Below are 20,207 nucleotides of genomic sequence, written 5' to 3' on the forward strand. Positions count from 1 at the left end.
GACGCATCGCGCCACGCCATTCGACTTTCAAGGAGCTTCACCGACATGGACAAGATCCAGGCCGACGCGATCATCCGCGCGCTGCTCACCCCCGATCCACAACACCGCGCCGACGTGGCCTTCCGCCGCGAACGCGAAGCCCGGCAGCTGTTGCGCCAGCGCCGCATGGCCTGGCTGAGCCTGGCCGGCGTCGTGCTCGGTGCGACTTGTGCGGTGCTCCTCGATCAGCGCCTGGTGGTCGGCGCGCTGTGGGGCGGTATCTGCGGCCAACTGCTCGGCCACGCCCTCAACCCGCGTCCGCTGGCCTGAGCCTCGCTCGCCTTCTTTTTTCCCTTTCTTCTTTCATCGGAACCCCCGTCATGTACGCCACCGAGATCGCACTCTTCATCGGCGGCCTCGTGCTGCTGGTCATCGGCTATCGCAGGAACACCCGAAACCTGATGGCCACGGCCGCGCTGCTGCTATTCCTCTCGGGCGCGGCTGCACCGGCCTGGGAAGGTTTCAGGGACGGGCTTGAACATTCGAGCGGCCACGCGCTGTAAAGCGCCTGGCCTGGTGAGGTGCTTATCGTTGCAGCGTGCAACGCCTTGCCCGGATCGAATCGATGAACCCTGACGCGCCGCCCGTCTCACCTGACAACGTTGCGATGACATGTGGGAAGTAGCGCTTCGCGGGCTGACCTACGACGGCTGCGTGCTGCACAGCGTGATCAATCACGGCTTGTGCGTGGTGATGACGGTGGCATTGGCCTGGAAAACACCGTCCAGCGGTCGAAGGCATGCCGGTTGGCTGGTTTGCCTGCTGCTGGTCTCGGCGCTGCAGGTGATGCTGTGGTGGTTCGGCGCGATGGGCGTGTCGCTGGTGTGGTGCGCGCTGTGCGGTTATGGGCTCACGCAGTTCCGTGGCACGCGCGGCGCCGCACGTGTCGGGTTGGTAGTTGCACTGCTGCTGGCAGTGGCAGGCCTGGTGTTCTACGCGATGACATTTCCAGCCATCACCACGGTGGCGCATGCATGTGCGGTGCTGGTAGGCGTGGTGATCGGCAAGGTCTGGAACGGGCTGGAGGGCGCGGTATCGGGCGCGCGAACGGCGAGATCGCGGAAGCACGCAAAGGATGACATCGGTTAGCGGTGCTGGACCTGATGTGCACGCCGGGCGCGTTAGGATCAACGTGACTGTCGCGTCCAGGGAGGACAGAATGATTTCGCGGATCTGGCATGGGTATACCTCGCACGATTGCGCCGATGCGTACGAGGATCTGTTGCGCGAGGACGTATTTGCCGGCATCCGGGCGCGGGGCATCGCGGGTTTCATCGATGTGCAGATGTTGCGTCGGGTGCATGATCGCGAGGTGGAGTTCGTGACCATCATGCGGTTCGACGACATGGAAGCGGTCAAGGGGTATGCCGGTTCGGATTACGAAACGGCCAGGGTGCCGTCGAAGGCCGGCGCGTTGCTGGCGCGCTTCGATGAGCGCGTCCAGCATTACGAAGTCAGGATCCTGGCAGATGGATCCCGCGGTTGATCGAAGCGATGCCGTTGCAGGCTGACGCGCATCCGACTTGATGCCACGCATCGCCCTTGAACGAACAAGGCCCGCTTGCGCGGGCCTTCTCTTTGCAGGTTGATCGATGCGTGTGCAGCGCGGTCCAACAACGCTGATCAGGCGTACTCGTCGAGCAGCCCCCGGCTGCGCACCACGATCGGCGCGACCGTGGAAACAACCGTGCTGGCCGACCCACCGCCGTCCGCGGTGCTGCCCGCGGAGCCGCGCGCGCTGGACTGCCCCTGCTGCGACTGCTGCTGGGCCTGGCGCTGGCCGATATCGGCATTGCCCAGCTGCATGCCCTGCTGGCCGAGCATCTCGCGCAGGCGCGGCAGGCTGGCCTCCAGCGCCTGGCGCACATCGGCGTTGGCGCTGTTGAAGCTGGCGTTGACCTGGGTGCCATCCAGCTGGATGCGAACGTCGATCGGGCCGGCGTGTTCCGGATTCAAACGGATCTCGGCATGGCCGAGTTTCTGTTCGGCCATCCACGCGATGCGCGTGCCCAGTCCATCGTCGAAGCCATCGTCCAGGTGCGTGGGCATTGCCAGCGGGGTGGCGGCCACGGCATTGGTGGTCAGCGGGCGATCCAGCGTCTGGCTGGTGCCGGTCAAGCCGCCCAGGCCGAACAGCGAGGTCTTGTCGTCCTTGGTGTCGGGCAGGGCGAAGCTGCTGCCGGCATCGCGATCCAGGGCGACGTTCATCGCCAGCTTGAGCGCGTCGGCAGGCGTGTCGGTGGTGGCGGCCGTCTTGGGATCTAGCAGCGCGGAGAGCGCGCCGGTCTGGGCCAGGCCAGGCGACTGCTGCAGCTGGGTGGCGGCGTTTCCGGCGATCAACGCGGCAGTTGCGCCATTGCCCGCGCCGGTGGCGCTGGGATCGACGCTCGGCAACGTTACCGCCGCCTGCGCCGGCTGCGTGGGCGCGGTGATCGCCAGGCTGCCGGCGAGCAGCGCAAGCATCTGCTGCGACAGCGTGGCATCGGCGGGATTGGCCGGCGCCGGTGCCGTGGCGTCCTTGTCGCTGTCGGTCGAAGCGGCGACGGTCACCGGCGCGGCGGGCGTCGTCGGCGCGGTTGCATCGACGGTGTCGGCCGGCTGTAGCGCGGCCACCATCGACAACGCACCGGCTGGCGCAGCGGTCTTGGCGGCATCGGTCTGGACGGCGGTCGCCGCGGCGAGCTTGGCGGCGTTGGCGCTCACCGCGGCGGCCTGTTCGGCCGTGGCAGCGGCCAGGCGCGCGGCATTGGCCGACAGCGCGGCGGCTTGCGCGGCGGCCGTCGTGGTCGCCTGCTGCAGGGAGGTGATGTTCTGCATGGGCAGCGCGGTCTGTGGCGTCGCCGCGGTCGCGGTGGCGCTGGCGGTTGTCGTGGTCGGCGTCGCAGAAGGCGCAGGCGCCGTGGTCGCCGATGTAGCGCTGTCCTGCGCGGCGGCCGTGGCGGCGTAGTCGGCGAAGCTGGCGCCATCGCCGCTGGCATCGCTGCGCGTCGCGGAGGAGGTAGCAGTGCTCGCATTCGCGCCATTGGCGCCGAGCAAGGCGAAGCCGTTCTGCACGGCACTGGCACCGTTGCCGATCATGCGCTCTCTCCTTCGCCGACCGCGAGCGCGGCGGTGTTGGTGCGACGGCGGCTGCCGATCTCGTCCAGCTCGCGCTGGGCCTTGGCCTGTTCGACCTGGGCTTCCTGGGCGCGATAGCTGTCGGCCAGTTTTTCCAGCACCAGGGTTTCGCGGCTGGCCAGCATCAGGCGCGCGCGCTCGACATCGCTGACGCGACGGCTCTGGTCGACGATGCCGGCCTGCTGCACGACGGCGGCGTTGAGCCGCTCGCGGAAGGCAATGCGATTGACCAGCAATGCCGGCGAGATGGTCGCGTTGGCTGGCGAGGCGGCGTATTCCTCGGCGTAGCGGCGCAGCGCGTCCAGGCGCTCCTGCTGCTCGCGCACGACCTGCTCGCGCTCGGCCACGGTGCGGGCGGCGTCATCCTGGCGCTGTTGGGTCACCTTGATCAGCGGATCGAGCCGTTGGGAGCGCATGGGCGTGGTTCTCTTGCGTGGGGGCTACGTGTGGGGTGTTGAAGCGTTGTTGCTTGAGCGGCTATTGCTTGAGCGGAAATGGCTGGCCTTGCGCGTTGTTGTCATCCAGCAGGCGCGACAGCGCATCGCGGCTGGCGGGGACATCGGACGATTCGCGCACGTCCTGGCCAAGGAAGTTCTGGATCGCCGGCCAACGCGCCATCGCTTCGTCGACATTCGGATCGCTGCCGCGCTGGTAGGCGCCGATGGCGATCAGGTCGCGCTGCGCGCTGTGCGCGGCCATCAGGCGCTTGAGCTTGCGGATGCGTTCGCGCCACGGCGCGTCGGTGATGTCCTGCATCACGCGGCTGACGGACTGCTCGATGTCGATGGCCGGATACTGGCCCGAATCTGCGATGCGGCGGGTCAGCACGATGTGGCCATCGAGGATTGCGCGCGACGCATCGGCGATGGGTTCCTGCTGGTCGTCGCCTTCGGTCAGCACCGTGTAGAACGCGGTGATCGAACCGCGCCCATCGGCGCCCATGCCGGCGCGCTCCACCAGCGCCGGCAGCTTGGCGAACACGCTGGGCGGATAGCCGCGCGTGGTCGGCGGCTCGCCCACCGACAGGCCGATCTCGCGCTGCGCCTGGGCGAAGCGGGTCAGCGAATCCATCAGCAGCAGCACGTCCAGGCCCTGGTCGCGATACCACTCGGCGATCGCGGTCGCCCGAAGCGCGCCATGCAAACGCGCGAGCGGCGGACGGTCGGCCGGTGCGGCGACCACGACCGAGCGGCGCAGGCCTTCCTCGCCCAGCGTGGCTTCGACGAAATCGCGCACTTCGCGGCCACGTTCACCGATCAGCCCGACCACGATGACATCGGCCGAGGTGAAGCGGGTCATCATGCCCAGCAGCGTCGACTTACCCACGCCCGAACCAGCGAACAGGCCCACGCGCTGGCCGCGGCCGATCGGCAGCATCGCGTTGATCGCGCGCACGCCGACATCGAGCGATTCCTCGATCGGCTGGCGCGAGAGCGGATTGATCGGCGTGCCGGCCAGCGGCACGTAGCTTTCGGCGCGGATCGGGCCCTTGCCGTCCAGCGGCGCGCCATCGTTGTCGATCACGCGGCCGAGCAGGCCTTCGCCCACGGCCACTTCACCCTTGCGGCGGGTGGAGACCACGCGCGCGTTGGGCAGCAGGCCCTGCAGGTCGCCGGTCGGCATCAGGTAGGTACGGTCGCCGGAGAAGCCGACCACTTCGGCATCCACCCAGCGCCCGCCGGAGGTCGCCACGCGGCAGCGCGAGCCCATCGGCGCGCTGCAGCCGGAGGCCTCCAGCGTCAAACCGACGGCGCGACGCAGCACGCCTTCGCGGACCAGGCCCATGTTGGGCGAATCGGGCATCGCCGCGCGCAGCCGTTCGGCCAGGCGCAGGTTGCGTGCGCCCTGCAGGCCGTCAACGGTGGCATCGCGATGCGCGGTGGTGTTCATTCGATGGCTTCGGCGTCGTGGCTGGCCGCCAGGGTGGCGTCCAGGACCGACTGCAGCCGTGCATGAAGCGTGCCGTCGATGCGCACGCCCTCACTGTTCAGGCGCAGCTCGCCGCGGCCCAGCGATGCGTCCGCCGTCAGGCGCACGCCATCCAGGCCCGCCAGGTGCGGGGCGAGCACGCTGAAGTCATCGCCGTGCAGGCGCAGTTCGATCTCGCGGCTGCCACTGCCGACCGCATCCAGCGCTTCGCGCACCAGGTCGGCCAGCAGGCTCGGATCGGCCGCGTAGGCATGGCCGACCAGCACGCCGGCGATACGCACGGAGAGATCGGAGAGCGCATCGGCCACCTCGCCATCCAGGCGTGCCAGCGGACGGGTGAAGCCGTCCAGCACGCTCTGGATCTGGGCGATGCGGCGCTGCACTTCGGCCTGGCCGGCGGCGTAACCGGCGGCATAGCCGGCAGCGTGGCCTTCGGACTGCGCGGCGCTGGTGATCTGGTCGATCTCGGCGGCGGTCGGCGGCTTGGGCACGACCGGGTCGGCCGCACGCGGGCCTAAGCCCGGGGCGTTCCAGCGCACGGCATCGGCGGCGGCGGAAAATCCGTGCATCAGACCAGGGCCTCAGTGCGGGTGCTGATGGAGATGTCGCCGGCTTCGGCCATCTTGCGGACCTGGTCCAGGATGTCCTTCTGCGCGGCTTCCACTTCAGCCAGACGCACCGGGCCGCGCGCTTCCATGTCGTCGAGCAGGATTTCGGCCGCGCGCTGGGACATGTTCTTGGTGATCTTGTCGCGCACGCGCGCATCGGCGCCGCGCATGGCCAGGGCGAGCTTATCGGTGGAGACCTCGCGCAGGATCGCCTGCATCGTGCGGTCTTCCAGGCCGGCCAGGTTGTCGAACACGAACATCAGGTCGCGGATCTCGGTGCCCAGGCCATCGTCGACTTCGGCGATGGCCTTGAGCAGGGTTTCGTCCTGGCCGGCCTCGACGAAGTTGAGGATGTTGGCTGCGACCTTGGCGCCGCCGATGGCCGACGGCTTGGACTGGGTGCCGCTGAACTGGCGCGCCATCACGTCGTTGAGTTCGGCCAGCGCGTGCGGCGGGATGCCGTCCAGCGTGGCGATGCGCACCAGCAGGTCGCCGTGGACTTCGGCCGGGATGTGCTTGAGCACTTCAGCGGCCTGGTCGCCTTCCAGGTGGGCCATGACGATCGCAATGATCTGCGGGTGCTCGTTGCGCACCAGCTGGGCGATGGCCTTGGGCTCCATCCATTTGAGCGCTTCCAGGCCCGGCGTGTTGCGGCCGGTGAGGATGCGGTCGATCAGGCCACTGGCGCGTTCTTCGCCCAGCGCCTGCATCAGCACCGCGCGCACGTATTCGTCGGCGCCGTCGCCGATCTTGGCCGGCTGCTCCAGGGTGTCGACGAACTGGCCGATGACCTGCTCGACGACCTTGTGCGAGATGTCGCCGACGCTGGCCATGGCCAGGCCGAGCTTCTGCACTTCCTTGGCGCCCATGTGCTTGAGCACTTCGGCGGCCTGGGCTTCGCCCAGCGACAGCAGCACGACGGCTGCACGCTGGGTTCCGGAGAGGGTTCCGTCCTGATCAGCCATCGGAGGCCACCATCTCGCGCACGACCTGGGCCACGCGCTTGGGATCTGCGCTGGCCACGTCGCGGGCGCTCTGTAGTTTCTGGTCGAAGCCCGGGGCCGGCGGCAGTGCCGGCTTGGGCGAATAGGCGGGCGAGAGCTTCACCGGGACTTCGTCGTCATCCACCATCTCGGCGGTCACCGTCGGCATCACCTGCGGGCCACCGGCGCCGGCACCGGCCATGACCATCGCGGTGCCATTGGCGCCACGCGGGGACAGCATGGATTTGAAGGCCGGGCGCAGCACGAAGATGATCAGGCCCAGCACCGCCAGCCCACCCAGGGCCAGGCGCGCGATGTTGAGGTTGCGCGGGTCCTGCCACAGCGGGATCGCGGTATCGGGCGCATCGACCGTGGCCGGCGCGAACGGTGCGTTGACCACCGAGACCACGTCGCCACGCTGCTGGTCGAAGCCGATCGCCTGCTGCACCAGGGTTTCGATGCGCTTGAGTTCGGCATCGTTGAGCGCACGCGTCGCGGCGGGCTTGCCGGCTGCGGCCGGGACGCCGGGCACGTTGTCCACCAGCACCGCGGCGGTGACGCGGCGGATGCGCGGGGTGGCCTGGCGGGTGTGGGTCAGGGTGCGGTCGATCTCGTAGTTGCGCACCGAGCTGCGCGTGCCCTGACCGCCGCTGCTGGTGTTGGCCGCGGTGGCATTGGCGGCCGGCGCGGCGCCGTTGGCCGGCGCGGCAGGCGCGGTGTTGGCGTTCGGCGTGTTGCTGGCGCTGCCGGGCACGCCCTGCGCATTGGCATTGGAGGCCGACAGGTTGCCGGATTCGCTCAGCTGTTCGCTGCGCACGATCGCCGGTTGCGGGCCGTAGGTTTCGCTGGCCTGTTCGGTCTGGGCGAAGTCCATGTCCACGCTGACCTTGGCGCTGACGCGGCCCGGGCCGGTCATCGGCGCCAGCAGTTCCTCGATGCGCTGCACGTACATCGCTTCCTGGCGGCGCTGCTGTTCGAACTGCTTGTTGCTCACGGCCTCGTCGCTGGTCGGATCGTCCTGCGACAGCAGGCGGCCGAACTGGTCGACCACGGTCACGCGCTCAGGGCTCAGGTCCGACACCGACGAAGCGACCAGGCGCTCGATCGCATCGATCTGGTTCTGTTCCAGCGACTGGCCGGCGTTGAGCTGCAGCACCACCGAGGCGCTGGCCGGCTCGTTCTGGCGGGTGAAGGCCGACGGCTTGGGCATGGCCAGGTGCACGCGGGCTTCGCGCACCGGGCGCAGCTGGGTGATGGTGCGGGCCAGCTCGATTTCCATCGCGTGCTGGTAGCGCGCGTTCTCGACGAACTGGCTGGTGCCGAAGCCCTGGTCGCCCTGCAGCGATTCATACCCGGCCGGGTTGGAGGCGGTGATGCCGGCGCTGGCCATGGTCATGCGCGCCGCGCCGGCCTGGTCGGCCGGGACGGTCAGCGCGCCGGTGGCGTTGTCCAGCTTGAACGGGATCTGCGCGGTGCGCAGCGCATCGGAGGCCTCGGCGGTGGACTTGGCGTCCAGCCCGGCCTGCACGGTCACGTAGTCCGGCTTCTGCGTCCAGAAGAACAGCCACAGGCCCAGCGCGATGGCGGCTGCGGCCAGCACGAACACGCCCAGCTGGCGCACGACCGGGATGTCCTGGAAACGACCGAGGTCGCGCAGGGCGTTGGCAGCTTTGGGAAGGGCGGTTGCGCTCATCGAGGCAGGTCTGCGAAGAAGATCGGTTGAAGGAGATCAGCGGTACTGCGGAAGCGGAGAAAGCGCGCCGGTCAGACCGGCATGTTCATCACGTCCTGGTAGGCCTGGACCAGTCGATTGCGGACTTCGACCGTGGCGCGGAACGCGATCTGGGACTGCTGCATGGCGACCATCGTGCGGGCCAGGTCGGCGCGCGGATCGCCCAGTTCGAAGGCGGTCTGCAGCGATGAGGCGTTGGCCTGGGTCTCGCTGACGTTGTCGATCGCCTTGGACAACAATTGGCCGAAGCCGGCGCCGTTGGACGGGGTGGTTTCGTTGCTGCGACCGACATTGCCGACGTTGCCGAAACCACCGACGTCGATGGCGTTGCTGACCCCTTCCCGGGTACGCGATTCGTGTGCGCGGATCTGGGAGAGGATCGATGAGATGGCGTCGGTCATGGCGGCTTATCCGGCGGACGGGTTCTTGACGTGAATAGGCAAGTCCCGTGCCACCGACCCGGTCAGAAACCTGCCGCGACCGCCGGCATCGCGTCGCTGGCTTCGCGATCGATGCCGTACTTGCGCAGCTTCTCCACCAGGGTGGTGCGACGCAGGCCGAGCAGCGGCGCGGCGTGGGCGACCACGCCACCGGCCTGGGCCAGCGCGGCGCGGATCAGGTCCAGCTCGATGTTGGCGATGTGGTTGCGCAGGTCGATGCCATCGGCCGGCAGCACGGTCTCGCTGGCCGCGGCAGGCGCGGAGACAGGCAGGGCGACGTTGACCACCGGCACCTGCACCGGCGCCACGGCGACCGGCTCGGCCAGGGCGGCCATCAGACTGGTGTCGGAGATCTGCGGCTGGGCGATCTGGGAGATCACCGGCGCCGCTTCCAGGCCTTCGCCCGGCAGCGTGCCGCGGTAGCGCGGCGGCAGGTCGCTGGCGCGCACGGTGCCGGCCGGATGCAGCACCGACAGGCGCTCGATCAGGTTGGACAGCTCGCGCACGTTGCCCGGCCAGGCGTGGCGCTTGAGCGTGGTGACCGCTTCGTCGGACAGGGTCACGTGGCCGCGGCCGTTGTCGCGCAGCTGGCGGGTGATGGCATCGACCAGCTCGGGCAGGTCCTCGATGCGCTCGCGCAGGGCCGGCATCTCGATGGGGAACACGTTGAGGCGGTAGAACAGGTCCTCGCGGAACTGGCCGGTGCCGATGCGCGCTTCCAGGTCGCGGTGGGTCGCGGCGATGACGCGCACGTCGCACTTGATGGTCTGGGTGCCGCCGACGCGCTCGAAGCAGCGCTCCTGCAGCACGCGCAGCAGCTTGACCTGCATGGTCAGGGACATGTCGCCGATTTCGTCCAGCAGCAGGGTGCCGCCTTCGGCCATCTCGAAACGGCCCTTGCGCTGGGTCAGCGCGCCGGTGAAGGAACCCTTCTCGTGGCCGAACAGTTCGCTTTCCAGCAGGTCGGCCGGGATCGCGCCGCAGTTGACGGCGACGAACGGCTTCTCGCGACGGGCCGAGCGCTCGTGCAGGGCGCGGGCGGCCACTTCCTTGCCGGTGCCCGACTCGCCCAGGATCAGGACGGTGGTGTCGTGCGGGGCGACCTGGTCGATCATGCGGTTGAGTTCGACCGCGCGCGCGCTGCGGCCGGTCGGGCCGGACTGGGCGCGGCCGACGCGGGCTTCGGCTTCGGCGTGCTTGACGGCGGCCTTGGCCAGCGCGTCCTGCAGCTGGGTGCGGCGCACCGGGAAATCCAGCGGCCACACCGTCTGGCGGTGCAGCGGCGCGCGCCAGCGGGCGTCCGGGGCGTGGCCCGGCAGCTCCAGCACCGGCGGGTGCAGCGGCTGCTTAGCCAGCCAGGCGGTGAAGGCGGCCAGTTCGGCATCGGCCCCGTCGCCGACGATCACCGCCATCCAGTCGTTGGGACGGGCGCGCGACAGGTCGATGTCGGCCACTTCCGCAACGATGCGCGGGGTGTAGTCCATGAACTCCAGCAGGGTCGCCACGCGCTCGGCGCGGTCCATGTCCTGGTCGATGACAAGAATGCGGGCGGTGTTCATTAGGCGGCGACCTGGTGGTTGATCTGGCGGGACATCTGGCGGGCCTTGGCCGGACCGATGGAGAGCTGGTCGCGGTACTTGGCAACGGTGCGGCGGGCGATGCGCACGCCCTGGCGGGCGAGCAGGCCGGCGATGACGTCATCGGCCAGCGGGGCGGTGCGGGGTTCGTCGTCGATCAGGCGCTTGACCATGGCGCGCACGGCGCTGCCGGAGACATCGGCGCCTTCCAGGCGCACGGCGAACAGGCGCTTGAGTTCGATCGTGCCGCGCGGGGTCTGGATGTACTTGCCCGAGACGATGCGCGAGACGGTGGATTCGTGGACGCCGATGGCATCGGCCACTTCGCGCAGGGTCAGCGGCAGGATGGCTTCTTCGCCGCGCTCCAGGAACCCGCGCTGGCGCTCGACCAGCAGCTGGGCGGTGCGCATCAGGGTGTCGTTGCGCATCGCCAGGCCGCGGACCAGCCAGCGGGCTTCGTCCAGCAGGCCGCGCAGCACGGCGTTGTCGCCGCCGTTGCCCGACAGCGCACGCTCGCAATGGGCCGAGATGCGCACGCGCGGGGTGGTGTGGCGGCCCAGCGCGACGCGCCAGGCGCCACCGGCAAACCACACCACCACGTCGGGCAGGATGTGGCTGGCTTCGGCCGAGGCCGGGGCTTCGACCGGATGGGCGCGCAGCGACATCACCAGGGCGACGGCGGCCTTCACTTCATCCAGCGACGCGCCGGTGGCGGCAGCCAGCGCGGCATCGTCGTGCGCGGCCAGCAGGTCCAGGTGATCGGCCAGGATGCGCGCGGCCAGCATGTTGGCCGGGCCTTCCGGGGCGACGCGCAGCTGGGCGCGCAGGCACTCGGCCGGGTTGGCGGCGGCCATGCCGGCCCACTCGCCGTGCAGCAGGCGCTGGCGCACGACCTGCAGGTCGTCGGCGTCGTAGGAGGCAGCGCCTTCGGCCAGCAGTTCGTCCAGCGGCTGCTCCAGGTAGCCGTTGTCGTCGCAACGGTCCAGCCACCAGGCGGCCATGGTCAGGTCGGTCTTGTTCCAGTGCAGGGCCAGCAGGTCCAGCAGGCGCAGGCGCATGTCGGTGGACTCGCCTTCGGCGATGCGGGCGCTGGCGTCTTCCAGGTCACCGCCGCCGGCGCTGTTGCCGGACAGGCCGGACATGAAGGCCGCTTCGGGCAGCTCGTCCCATGCGGCCGTTTCCATCTGGGCGTCGATGACCTCGACGCTGGCGTCCTCGGACTCGGCGTCCTCGGTCTCCAGCAGCGGGTTGCGGTCCAGGGTCTGGGCCAGTTCGAGCTCCAGCTGCTGGCTGGTCAGCTGCAGCAGGCGGATGGACTGGAGCAGTTGCGGCGTCAGGTTGACGCCTTGCGCCATCTTGGCGGTCAGGGTGCCTTTCACGTTACGGATCTCCGTCGCATCCGGCCGAAGTGCCGGTGTGGAGATATCGTGAAGTTGACGCGACGACTCTCGAATCAGGGCGAACCCTGTAGGGATTCAGGGCATTCCTGTCGCCTTGTCAGGCGGTCCCTGACTTTGCGTCGTAAATATGACGTGAAAGCTGGCTGAATGACGAAAGGTGACACGGTGCGTCACGTGCGACGTAAGTCACAAGCCGGGATTTTGTCGGCCGAAGCGCCACATTTGGCGGGTTTGCATTCAGTAGCGCGATCCGGCCGGCAGATGCAACGCGCATGCCGCGGCTGGCGAGGCGCTGTTGGCGCTCGCTCCGTGGCGTTGGACGAGGAATTGGGGGGGTTAAGGACGATCGTGGTGGCGCATGGCCACGCGCAGCAGTTCGCCGGCATTCCGGCAGCCCAGCGCTTCCATCATGCGGGCGCGATGGGTTTCCACCGTCTTGACGCTGATGTCCAGGTCGGCGGCGATCTGCTTGGTGGTGCGGCCGGCGCCCAGTGCATCGAGGATTTCGCGCTGGCGGCGGGGCAGGCTTTCGACATCGCCCGGTTCGCGTGCGGTGCGGTAGCCGCGCAGCTGCGGCGCCGACACCTGGGGGCTGAGGAAGTTGCGGCCGGCGGCCGCGGCGCGCAGGGCGATTTCCAGTTCGGCCGGCGACGAGTCCTTGACGACGTAGCAGAGCGCGCCACGCGACAAGGCTTCGCGCACGTGCAGCACGTCGTCGTGCATGGACAGCACGACCACGGCGGCGTCGGCATAGGTGCGGCGCAGTTCGGCCAGGGCATCGAAACCACTGCGGCCCTTGAGGGACAGGTCCAGCACGATGATGTCCGGCAGGACCTGCTTGGCCTTGATCACCACTTCGTCGGCGTTGGCGGCTTCGCCCACGACCTCCACGCCGTCCATGGTCTCCAGCAGGCGCTTCACGCCGGCCCGGACCAGGGCATGGTCATCGCAAATCAGCACACGCAGCACGGTGTAACTCCTGTTCCGGCCCCCTGGCCACGTGCAACCTTAACGAACCGGTTGCCGGGACAACAAGACCGTCGTCACGGTGTGCCGCCGCTTAGCGCTCCCTGCGACTGTGTGCCACGGCGCGGCGGTGGATGCGGAACACGTGGCGTTCCAGCGCCGATTCCATCGCTGCGGAAAGCTGCTCGAAGCCCAGCCACACGCGGGATGCGCCGGTTTCCTGCCGCACGGCCAGCACGCGCGACGGCAGCAATAGCGGCGTCGGCAGCCAGTCCGAGGCGCGCACGCGGAACATGCCTTCCTGTCCCGGCGCGGGCGCGTTGGGCAGCGTCAGTTCAACGCCACGGGCCGACCAGACCAGGGCTTGACGCGCATCGCTGCGATCGTGTGCCGCAGCCAGGTCGGCGACCAGCAGGGTCAGGATGTCCAGTTTCGCTTCCATCCGCAGCAGCGCCGGATCGGCCTGCTGATCGGGGTCATCGATGCGTGCCGCGCCGTCGTCGATCACCGCCAGCGAGCGCAGCAGCGCTTCGCCCTGTGCGGCAGCATCGTGCAGGGCCGAAGGCGTCAGCGCGCCAGGCAGGAAGGTGGCCGCGCGCGTTTCTTCCAGGGTGAGGATCTCGTCGAACAGCGCGGCGTGGGCCTGTTCGGGCGTCATGGATGCGGCGTGGGTCATGCGGGCCTTCCTCGGGTGCTGGCGCGCAGGATCGCCTGCTTCGCGTCGGTGGCGCGTGTGCCACCGGTCCAGGCCATTGGGCTTACTTCAGTGCGCGCAGCCAGGCATTAGCGCCGCGGCGCCCGGCGCCCAGGCGGGCGAGTTCGGCACTGGCGGCATCGCGGCCCTCGCGCAGTTCGTCCATCAGGCCGCGGTGCTCGGACAGCAGGTCCAGCCACGGGCCGCGATCGGCGGTCTTCAGGTCGACCTTGGCCAGCGCCAGCACCAGTTGGTGCTGGTGGTGGGAGAGCAGGTCTTCGGCCTGTTCCCAGTCTTCCACGTGGATCGCGTGGCGGATCGCCTCGATCGGCAGCTCGGGCACGCGCGCCAGCATGGGATGCGGCGTGCCGTCCATCACGGCACCTGCGGCGCGATCTGGCGCCAGGCCGATTCGATATCGCCCAGGATGCTGTCGATTTCGTGCAGCGGGGCGACGTCGTTGTTGAGGTTGGCCGCCAGCAGGCGACGCTGGCAGTAGTCGTACAGCGCGGCCAGGCCATCGGCGATCTCGCCGCCGGCTTCCATGTTCAGCGAGCTGTTGAGGCCGCCGATGATCGCGCAGGTGTCGGTGATCGCATGCGCCTTGCGGGTCACGTCGCCGCGCTCCAGCGAGGCGACGGCCAACCGGATGCGCTCGCGCGCGGTCGACAGCATGATCGCGATCAGCTGGTGCGGGCTGGCGTCCAGCGTGGCACTGCTGGCGCCGGTCTGCTTGTACTGGTTGGCAAGGCTGCGGGCGTTCATCGGATCACGGCTCGGTTAGTCATCACTGCTGCTCTTGGCGAGCTGCTGGGTCAAAAAATCGCTGGTGCTCTGGAGCTGGGTCATCAGGGTATCCAGCGCGGTGAACTGCGCCTTGTAGCGCGCCTCGGCGGCGGCCATGCGGACGTCCAGGGCGTCCTTCTGCGCGTCCAGTTTCTTGGTCTGGGCAGTCAAAGTGTCACTACGCGAGTCAAGCAAACCGCCGCTATCGGTCAGGCCCTTCAGGACAGTCGAGACCTTGCCGACCATCGTGTCCGTCCCACTGCCGAAGACCTTGGCCAGCGTGGAGGAATCCGCGGTCATGGCCGCGGTGAAGTCGGACTGAGACAGCGTTAGCTTGCCGTCTTTCGCGATGGTGATACCCAGGGCTTTCAGGTCGACCACGCTACTGCCGACCAGGTCGCGAAGTTGCCGCGTTGTACCGCGGACCATCGAATCGCCGTTCAGTGCAGCGGCTGTCTGTGTGGTGCTGTCGTAGCTCGTGGCGGTCGCGATTGCGGCCAATGCGGCGTTGTACTTGTCGACAAACGCCTGCACTGCAGTGACTTGGGACGCAGCGTCATTGGTAATGGTCATCTGGACCGTCGTGCCAGGACTAGCATTGGTCAGATTGAAAGTGACGCCATCGACCAGGTTAGTGATCGTGTTACTGGAACTCGTTCGGACGACGCCATCCACGACTACTTCGGAATCGCTGGCCGCGACCAGTTGGGTCATGCCGGAGGTGGTACCTGCACTGTATGTAAGCCCGGCCAGGCTGCCGTTGTCATTGCTGGCCGTTATCGTGATCGCGTTGCTCGTCCCGCCGTCAAGCGAGGTCAGCACGAGGTGTGCGCCATCGTCGCCGGTCACAATGCTGGCCGTCACGCCCTTGCCACCCGCGGCGGCGTTGATGGCATCGCGGATTCCAACCAGCGAGTTGTTGGAAGAGTTGATATCGACGGACAGGTTGGTGCTGCCGAAGCTGATGCCCAACGTGCCTGTGCCGACCGTAGTATCGCGCGAGGCATACCCAGCAGAGGACAGCTTCTGAGCGGTGGCGAGCGCGCGAACTTCGACCGAGTAGCTGCCAGTCGCAGCGCCAGCTGCAGCCGTCGCGGTAAAGCCTGCGCCGGTGCCGACCGTGGCCAAGCGGGCGCTCGTTGTCGTTTTGCTCGTCAGTGTGGTGATGGCTGAATTGAGTGCGGAAAACGCCGAGCGCAGGGTGGCCACCGCCGAGACCTGGGACTTGATCTTGGTCTCGGTGGCAGCGTAACGCGTGTCAGTCGGCGCCCGCTCCGCAGCGACCAGCTGAGCCGCCATCGTGGTCGGATCAATGCTACTGCTACTGGTGGTCCCGATGGTGGTCATGCGCGTCCTCCAGGAAGGGACTTGGCGTCTGGCAGCGTGTTGGCGTTGCGCATGGCGCGGTCCTCGCAAAACGAAGGAGACAGGAGGTGCAACGGACGTCCAGCGGCTGTTTGCTGAGCGCGGTCGGGCGTTTTGCGTCCTGTTCCAAGCCCGCACTGTAGGCACAGTGCGGGCTTGGAACAGGACGCGACCATGTGGTCGCGTCCTGAGATTGCTGGGTTACGAGATCAGTTTCAGCACGCCGGAGCTGCTCTGGTTGGCCTGGGCCAGCATCGCGGTACCGGCCTGCTGCAGGATCTGGTTGCGGGTCAGCGCAGCCGATTCCTTGGCATAGTCGGTGTCCTGGATACGGCTACGGGCAGCCGACAGGTTTTCCGATGTGGTCGACAGATTGGCTACGACCGAGGTGAAGCGGTTCTGCACGGCACCAAGGTCGGCGCGCGCGCCGCTGACAAGCGTCAATGCATCATCGATCGCGGTCAGCTGGTCCGCGACGCCCGTGCCGGCCGTCACGCCCGTGACGTCAAAAGCGTCTGTGTCAATGTCGAGGCCGGGGACGACGATATCGATCTGGTCGTTCGCGGTGGCATTCGAGCCAACCTGGATCGAGATGGTGTTGGGGTCGGTGCCGAACAACGTCTTGCCGTTGAACTGGGTGTTGGCCAGCACGCGGCCGATTTCGCTACCCAGGGCGGTGATTTCCTTCTGGATTGCGGCCTGGTCGTCGTCGGAGTTCGTACCGTTGGCGGCCTGCACGGTCAGTTCGCGGATGCGCTGCAGGTTGTCACCGATGGTGCTCAGCGCGCCTTCGGCGGTCTGGGCCAGCGAGATGCCGTCGTTGGCATTGCGGGCAGCCTGGTCTAGGCCCTTGATCTGGGTGGTCATGCGCTGGCTGATGGCGAGGCCAGCGGCGTCGTCCTTGGCGCTGTTGATGCGCAGGCCCGAGGACAGGCGCTGCAGCGAGGTGGCGAGGTCGTTGCCGGACGCGGTCAGGTTGCGCTGGGCGTTCAACGACATCACGTTGGTGTTGATGACTGACGACATGAGAAGTCTCCTGAGTGTGATGGTCCGGCGGCGACTGAGAGGGCTAGGCCGGGTTCCGCAGGGTGTGGCCGGGATTGGCCCTCTCCGCTGCTGATAGGTTTAACGGCACCTCGTGCGCCGCCTTTAGCCCTGTGTCGAAAATATTTTGACTTTTCGACGCTGGGCCACTTTCAAAGGCCTTGCAAAGTTGCTAACGCGTCCGGCCGTGTCAGGTGTGTCATGCTGCGACACAGATGCGTTCCCCCGTTGTAACGGCAGGGTCCGCAGGAACTTGAGGCCGGTTCAAACATCCTCTTTGGAGCGCGGTGCAACGCTCCGCAGAGGCAATGACAGCAAATGTTTCTGGTTCGATGCGGGAGCCGCTTCAGCGGCGATGAACGGCCGAGCTAAAGCCACGTCGCTGCTGAAGCAGCTCCCACAAGGTGCTTGGGGTTTACAGCAGGTCGAACAGGGATTTGCTCTGGACGGCCAGCATCGTTTTCTGCGCTGCTTCCAGGGCGATCTGTTGCAGGGACAGTTTGCTCGCCGCTTCGGCCGGGTCGACATCGCGCAGGTTGGAGAGGGTGGTTTCCAGATTGACGCCATAGGCGCTGCGCGCGTCGGTGGCGTCATCGATCGCTGCCAGACGCGAGCCGGTCTGCGAGCGACTGAGCAGGAAGTGATCCTGCGCCGTGCTGATATTGCCCAGCGCCGTGCTGAGCGCGTTGCTGCGGACGGCTTTCTCCTGCGCGGTCGTCGCTGGTGCCTCGAGTGCGCTGGCCAAGGCATCAAGCGTGCTGAAGATGTCCTGGTTCGGCGCCTTGCCCAAGGTGAAGCTATCGCCGGCGGCCGGCGCCCCGCTGATGGTCATCTGCACGCCGGCGCCCGTGATGGTGCTGCCCTGGGTGTAGGTGCCCGCGGCAAGCGCATTGCCGCTGCTGTCCAGGATTTGATAGGTGTCCGGTGCGGTGAACTTCACCGTGACCGACTGCCCATTCCATGCGCTGTTATCGGTGACGGCGCTGCCGGTCAGTACGCCGGTGCCGGTATTGGTACTGTCCGCCGAGGCTGCGCTGGTGCCGTCGCCGGTGCGGATGCGTAGGAACAGATCGCTACCGGGATCAGTGTCGGCCACCTTCAGGGCTGGCGCGATCTCGACCTGGTTCTGGCCGTCATCCCCCACATAGGTGACATTGCCATTGGCATCCTGTGTGAAAGGAATCACGGCATCGCGCGAGCCGGCGAAGAGCTGGTGTCCGGTGCCGTCGTCACGATTGGCGATGGACAAAATCGCAGAGCGGATCTGGCGCAGTTCGTCTGCGATGGATTTTCGGTCTGAATCGGATAGTGTGTCGCTGCTGGCCTGTAGGGTCAGTACACGCGCACGGTCCAACTGCGTACCTACGTCCGCTAGCGCTTGCTCCTGAGAACGCAATCGATTTTCCAGGAGCGCCGAATCCTTATCCTGCTGATCCAGCGTCGCCAGCGCATGATCTAGGCGTTGGGCCTGCGCCATGCCGCTCGGATCGTCGGCGGCGGTGATCAGCTTCTTCTGCGTGGTCAATTCCAGCTGAGAGCGCGAGACATTCGCCTGCTGGGCCAGCATCGCCGCCAGGCTTTGCTGGTGCATGCCGTTGGTGGAAAGACGGAGGGTCATGGTCGGGTCCTATCAGCGTGCCACGGCGGAGAGCAGGGTCTGGAACAGGGTGTCGGCGGTCTTGAGTACCTGCGCGGCCGCCTGGTAGGCCTGCTGGAACTTCATCATGTCGGCGGCTTCTTCATCGAGGTTGACGCCGCTGACCGACTCGCGCTCGGCGGTGACCTGCGCGTCGATGGCCTGCTGCGCCTCCAGGCTCAACTGAGCGTGGCTGGCCTCGGTGCCGGCCTTGGCGGTGAGCTGGCTCATGGCCATCGTCAGCGACTGGGTGCCGCCGCTGAGCACCTGCTTGCTGTCCAGCGTGGAGAACAGCTGCGCGTTGGCATTGCTGGACGAGCGCGCCGGGGTCTTGCCCAGGCTGAAGCTGTCGCCGGCGCTGGGCGTGCCGCTGAGCGTGATCGACCAGCCGGTCGCCGGATCGATGATCGCGCCGCCGGCGGTGTAGGTCTGCGGCGTGCCGCCGTTGATGGTGTAGGTGCTGTCGTCGATGAACTCGATCGATGCGCCGGCGAACGACGCGAACGCCGTCGCATTGGTCACCGAGGTGGAGGCCACCGCCGCGTTGCCCAGGTTGGTCGTGGTCGCGCTGGCGCTCATCGCGCCGGCTGCGGCAATCGTGGTCGGGTCGGTCAGCAGCACCGAGAGGCTGCCGGCCGCGCCGGTGGTCGGGCGCACGGTGAACTTGTCGCCCACCGCCGCGCTTCCGGACAGCACCAGGGACACGCCATCGACCTGGAAGGGATTGGCCGCCGAGCCATCGCCGCTCATCGGCACCACCGCGCCGGTGTCGGCGCGCTGCGCGGTCCAGCCGCTGGCGCTGTAGCGCAGCACGACATCGCTGTTGGTGAGCTTGGAGACATCGCTGGCTGAGGCGGTGATGCCGGCCGTGCCGGTGTTGCCGCTGTTGCTGACCACGGCCGGGGCGGCGATCTTGAACAGATCCGTGCCCACGTCGCCGTTGTAGTCCACGCCGCTGGCCTGGGCCTGGTTGAAGGTCATCGCCACGCTGGTGGCCAGGCGGCCGAGTTCGGCACGGGCCGGATCCAGCACGCTGGTGCGGAACTGCAGCAGGCCGCCCAGTTCGCCGGAGATCGACGAATCGGGCAGCCGCACCGGCGTGCCGTTGCCGGTGTCCAGGCCCACCTGCGAGCGCTCGGGGCGATCGGGGTCCTGCAACGCGGTCAGCGTGTTGGCCTTGGCGCCCACCACCAACGGCTGGCCGCCGATCGTGAACACATTGAGCGAGCCGTCGCTCTGGGCGACCGTGGTCGCGCCGATCAGCGTGGCCAGCTTGGTGATGCGCAGGTCGCGCGCGTCCAGCAGCTCGGCCGAGGCGTTGCCGCCGGCCGAGGAGATCGACTTGTTGAGGTCGGCGATTTCCGTGGACAGCTGATTAACGTCGCCGATCTTGTTCTTGAGGTTCTCGTTGGTCTCGTCGTCGATCGTGGACAGCTGGTTGTCCAGCGAGTTGAAACGGCTGGCCAGCGACTTGGCCGCGGCCAGCAGCGCATCGCGCGCACTGGTGCTGGTCGGATCGCTGGAGACGCCGCGCGCGGCGGTGAAGAAGGCCGACATCGGCGTGGACAGGCCGGTGGCCGAATCGGACAGCAGCGAATCTACGCGCCCGGCCATCGAGGACAGGCTGGTCAGGCGGCCGACTTCGCCGCTGCTGTCCACCTGACGGGCGAACACCAGGCCATCGGCCAGGCGCTGCAGCGAGGCCACGTCCACGCCCTGGCCGTTGTAGCCCACACCCGAGGCGATGTTGCTGCCGATGCGCGCGGCCAGGTCCACGCGCTGGCGGCTGTAGCCCTCGGTGGTGGCGTTGGCGACGTTGTTGCTGACAGTGCCGAGCGCGCGCTGGAACGCCAGCAGCGCGGAACTTCCCGTGGAGAGCAGGCTGGTCATC

Annotated in this window: 21 protein-coding genes; 4 read left to right on the top strand and 17 right to left on the bottom strand. The window is 67.8% G+C overall.

Translation table 11 applies throughout. The annotated features are described in order from the left end of the window. Positions 1-45: 45 nt before the first annotated feature. The 4 genes from BMZ17_RS01185 to BMZ17_RS01200 all read left to right on the top strand — a co-directional run bounded on the left by BMZ17_RS01185 (position 46) and on the right by BMZ17_RS01200 (position 1,525). Positions 46-309 carry a hypothetical protein gene (locus BMZ17_RS01185; RefSeq protein ID WP_093134185.1) on the top strand — a complete coding sequence of 88 codons (264 nt, stop codon included), beginning with the start codon at positions 46-48 and terminating at the stop codon, positions 307-309. Positions 310-359: 50 nt separating this feature from the next. After that, entirely contained in the window at positions 360-542 is a 183-nt protein-coding gene (locus BMZ17_RS01190; protein ID WP_093134188.1) for a hypothetical protein, read from the top strand. A 109-nt stretch (positions 543-651) separates the two neighbouring features. Continuing rightward, the gene (locus tag BMZ17_RS01195) at positions 652-1,128 is read left to right on the top strand and encodes a hypothetical protein (RefSeq protein WP_093134191.1); all 477 of its coding nucleotides are present in this window, start codon (positions 652-654) and stop codon (positions 1,126-1,128) included. Between the two features lie 70 nt (positions 1,129-1,198). Further along, entirely contained in the window at positions 1,199-1,525 is a 327-nt protein-coding gene (locus tag BMZ17_RS01200; RefSeq protein WP_093134194.1) for an antibiotic biosynthesis monooxygenase family protein, read from the top strand. Positions 1,526-1,662: 137 nt separating this feature from the next. On the opposite strand, the gene BMZ17_RS01205 is transcribed toward BMZ17_RS01200, so the two are convergent. The 17 genes from BMZ17_RS01205 to flgK all read right to left on the bottom strand — a co-directional run bounded on the left by BMZ17_RS01205 (position 1,663) and on the right by flgK (position 20,206). Beyond that, complete coding sequence (locus tag BMZ17_RS01205) at positions 1,663-3,117, bottom strand: flagellar hook-length control protein FliK (protein WP_254775162.1); 1,455 nt, start codon at positions 3,115-3,117, stop codon at positions 1,663-1,665. Further along, a complete protein-coding gene (gene fliJ / locus BMZ17_RS01210; RefSeq protein WP_093134197.1) occupies positions 3,114-3,572 on the bottom strand; it encodes a flagellar export protein FliJ in 459 nt (152 codons plus the stop codon). The genes BMZ17_RS01205 and fliJ overlap by 4 nt, the downstream gene beginning before the upstream one ends. Before the next feature lie 61 nt (positions 3,573-3,633). After that, positions 3,634-5,046 carry a flagellar protein export ATPase FliI gene (fliI, locus tag BMZ17_RS01215; RefSeq protein ID WP_093134200.1) on the bottom strand — a complete coding sequence of 471 codons (1,413 nt, stop codon included), beginning with the start codon at positions 5,044-5,046 and terminating at the stop codon, positions 3,634-3,636. Then, positions 5,043-5,654, bottom strand: coding sequence for a FliH/SctL family protein (locus tag BMZ17_RS01220; protein ID WP_175485442.1), 612 nt, complete (start codon positions 5,652-5,654; stop codon positions 5,043-5,045). The genes fliI and BMZ17_RS01220 overlap by 4 nt, the downstream gene beginning before the upstream one ends. Next, entirely contained in the window at positions 5,654-6,658 is a 1,005-nt protein-coding gene (gene fliG / locus BMZ17_RS01225) for a flagellar motor switch protein FliG (protein WP_093134206.1), read from the bottom strand. The genes BMZ17_RS01220 and fliG overlap by 1 nt, the downstream gene beginning before the upstream one ends. After that, positions 6,651-8,369 (bottom strand): flagellar basal-body MS-ring/collar protein FliF, encoded by a 1,719-nt coding sequence (gene fliF / locus BMZ17_RS01230; protein WP_093134209.1) that lies wholly within the window; start codon positions 8,367-8,369, stop codon positions 6,651-6,653. Before fliF ends, fliG begins: the two co-directional genes overlap by 8 nt. A gap of 71 nt (positions 8,370-8,440) precedes the next feature. Continuing rightward, positions 8,441-8,809, bottom strand: a complete 369-nt coding sequence (fliE, locus tag BMZ17_RS01235) for a flagellar hook-basal body complex protein FliE (RefSeq protein ID WP_093134211.1) — start codon at positions 8,807-8,809, stop codon at positions 8,441-8,443. Positions 8,810-8,871: 62 nt separating this feature from the next. Then, positions 8,872-10,407, bottom strand: a complete 1,536-nt coding sequence (locus BMZ17_RS01240; protein WP_093134215.1) for a sigma-54 dependent transcriptional regulator — start codon at positions 10,405-10,407, stop codon at positions 8,872-8,874. Then, positions 10,407-11,804, bottom strand: a complete 1,398-nt coding sequence (gene rpoN / locus BMZ17_RS01245; protein WP_093134219.1) for an RNA polymerase factor sigma-54 — start codon at positions 11,802-11,804, stop codon at positions 10,407-10,409. Before rpoN ends, BMZ17_RS01240 begins: the two co-directional genes overlap by 1 nt. Positions 11,805-12,161: 357 nt before the next feature. Continuing rightward, positions 12,162-12,791: a response regulator gene (locus BMZ17_RS01250; protein ID WP_093137977.1), complete on the bottom strand. Its 630-nt coding sequence runs from the start codon at positions 12,789-12,791 to the stop codon at positions 12,162-12,164. Positions 12,792-12,885: 94 nt separating this feature from the next. After that, a complete protein-coding gene (locus BMZ17_RS01255) occupies positions 12,886-13,467 on the bottom strand; it encodes a PilZ domain-containing protein (protein WP_093134222.1) in 582 nt (193 codons plus the stop codon). An 82-nt stretch (positions 13,468-13,549) separates the two neighbouring features. After that, the gene (locus BMZ17_RS01260; protein ID WP_093134225.1) at positions 13,550-13,861 is read right to left on the bottom strand and encodes a hypothetical protein; all 312 of its coding nucleotides are present in this window, start codon (positions 13,859-13,861) and stop codon (positions 13,550-13,552) included. Beyond that, a complete protein-coding gene (gene fliS, locus BMZ17_RS01265; RefSeq protein WP_093134229.1) occupies positions 13,861-14,250 on the bottom strand; it encodes a flagellar export chaperone FliS in 390 nt (129 codons plus the stop codon). The genes BMZ17_RS01260 and fliS overlap by 1 nt, the downstream gene beginning before the upstream one ends. Before the next feature lie 15 nt (positions 14,251-14,265). Further along, positions 14,266-15,618 (bottom strand): flagellar filament capping protein FliD, encoded by a 1,353-nt coding sequence (fliD, locus tag BMZ17_RS01270; RefSeq protein WP_093134233.1) that lies wholly within the window; start codon positions 15,616-15,618, stop codon positions 14,266-14,268. A 219-nt stretch (positions 15,619-15,837) separates the two neighbouring features. Further along, the gene (locus BMZ17_RS01275; RefSeq protein WP_093134238.1) at positions 15,838-16,662 is read right to left on the bottom strand and encodes a flagellin N-terminal helical domain-containing protein; all 825 of its coding nucleotides are present in this window, start codon (positions 16,660-16,662) and stop codon (positions 15,838-15,840) included. Positions 16,663-17,095: 433 nt separating this feature from the next. Further along, positions 17,096-18,298 carry a flagellar hook-associated protein FlgL gene (gene flgL, locus BMZ17_RS01280; RefSeq protein WP_093134243.1) on the bottom strand — a complete coding sequence of 401 codons (1,203 nt, stop codon included), beginning with the start codon at positions 18,296-18,298 and terminating at the stop codon, positions 17,096-17,098. A gap of 12 nt (positions 18,299-18,310) precedes the next feature. Further along, positions 18,311-20,206 (bottom strand): flagellar hook-associated protein FlgK, encoded by a 1,896-nt coding sequence (gene flgK / locus BMZ17_RS01285; protein ID WP_093134248.1) that lies wholly within the window; start codon positions 20,204-20,206, stop codon positions 18,311-18,313. Between the last annotated feature and the right edge of the window lies 1 nt (position 20,207).

Source organism: Pseudoxanthomonas sp. GM95 (assembly GCF_900109775.1).
Lineage (GTDB): Bacteria > Pseudomonadota > Gammaproteobacteria > Xanthomonadales > Xanthomonadaceae > Pseudoxanthomonas_A.

Bases quoted from the DNA above. Each gene is read 5' to 3' on its own strand.
- BMZ17_RS01205 (WP_254775162.1), bottom strand. From the start codon at position 3,117: ATGATCGGCAACGGTGCCAGTGCCGTGCAGAACGGCTTCGCCTTGCTC.
- fliG (WP_093134206.1), bottom strand. From the start codon at position 6,658: ATGGCTGATCAGGACGGAACCCTCTCCGGAACCCAGCGTGCAGCCGTC.
- BMZ17_RS01275 (WP_093134238.1), bottom strand. From the start codon at position 16,662: ATGTCGTCAGTCATCAACACCAACGTGATGTCGTTGAACGCCCAGCGC.
- fliE (WP_093134211.1), bottom strand. From the start codon at position 8,809: ATGACCGACGCCATCTCATCGATCCTCTCCCAGATCCGCGCACACGAA.
- BMZ17_RS01260 (WP_093134225.1), bottom strand. From the start codon at position 13,861: ATGGACGGCACGCCGCATCCCATGCTGGCGCGCGTGCCCGAGCTGCCG.
- fliS (WP_093134229.1), bottom strand. From the start codon at position 14,250: ATGAACGCCCGCAGCCTTGCCAACCAGTACAAGCAGACCGGCGCCAGC.
- fliF (WP_093134209.1), bottom strand. From the start codon at position 8,369: ATGAGCGCAACCGCCCTTCCCAAAGCTGCCAACGCCCTGCGCGACCTC.
- flgL (WP_093134243.1), bottom strand. From the start codon at position 18,298: ATGACCCTCCGTCTTTCCACCAACGGCATGCACCAGCAAAGCCTGGCG.
- BMZ17_RS01195 (WP_093134191.1), top strand. From the start codon at position 652: ATGTGGGAAGTAGCGCTTCGCGGGCTGACCTACGACGGCTGCGTGCTG.
- fliD (WP_093134233.1), bottom strand. From the start codon at position 15,618: ATGACCACCATCGGGACCACCAGTAGCAGTAGCATTGATCCGACCACG.
- BMZ17_RS01255 (WP_093134222.1), bottom strand. From the start codon at position 13,467: ATGACCCACGCCGCATCCATGACGCCCGAACAGGCCCACGCCGCGCTG.
- BMZ17_RS01190 (WP_093134188.1), top strand. From the start codon at position 360: ATGTACGCCACCGAGATCGCACTCTTCATCGGCGGCCTCGTGCTGCTG.
- fliI (WP_093134200.1), bottom strand. From the start codon at position 5,046: ATGAACACCACCGCGCATCGCGATGCCACCGTTGACGGCCTGCAGGGC.
- BMZ17_RS01220 (WP_175485442.1), bottom strand. From the start codon at position 5,654: ATGCACGGATTTTCCGCCGCCGCCGATGCCGTGCGCTGGAACGCCCCG.
- BMZ17_RS01240 (WP_093134215.1), bottom strand. From the start codon at position 10,407: ATGAACACCGCCCGCATTCTTGTCATCGACCAGGACATGGACCGCGCC.
- fliJ (WP_093134197.1), bottom strand. From the start codon at position 3,572: ATGCGCTCCCAACGGCTCGATCCGCTGATCAAGGTGACCCAACAGCGC.
- flgK (WP_093134248.1), bottom strand. From the start codon at position 20,206: ATGACCAGCCTGCTCTCCACGGGAAGTTCCGCGCTGCTGGCGTTCCAG.
- BMZ17_RS01200 (WP_093134194.1), top strand. From the start codon at position 1,199: ATGATTTCGCGGATCTGGCATGGGTATACCTCGCACGATTGCGCCGAT.
- BMZ17_RS01185 (WP_093134185.1), top strand. From the start codon at position 46: ATGGACAAGATCCAGGCCGACGCGATCATCCGCGCGCTGCTCACCCCC.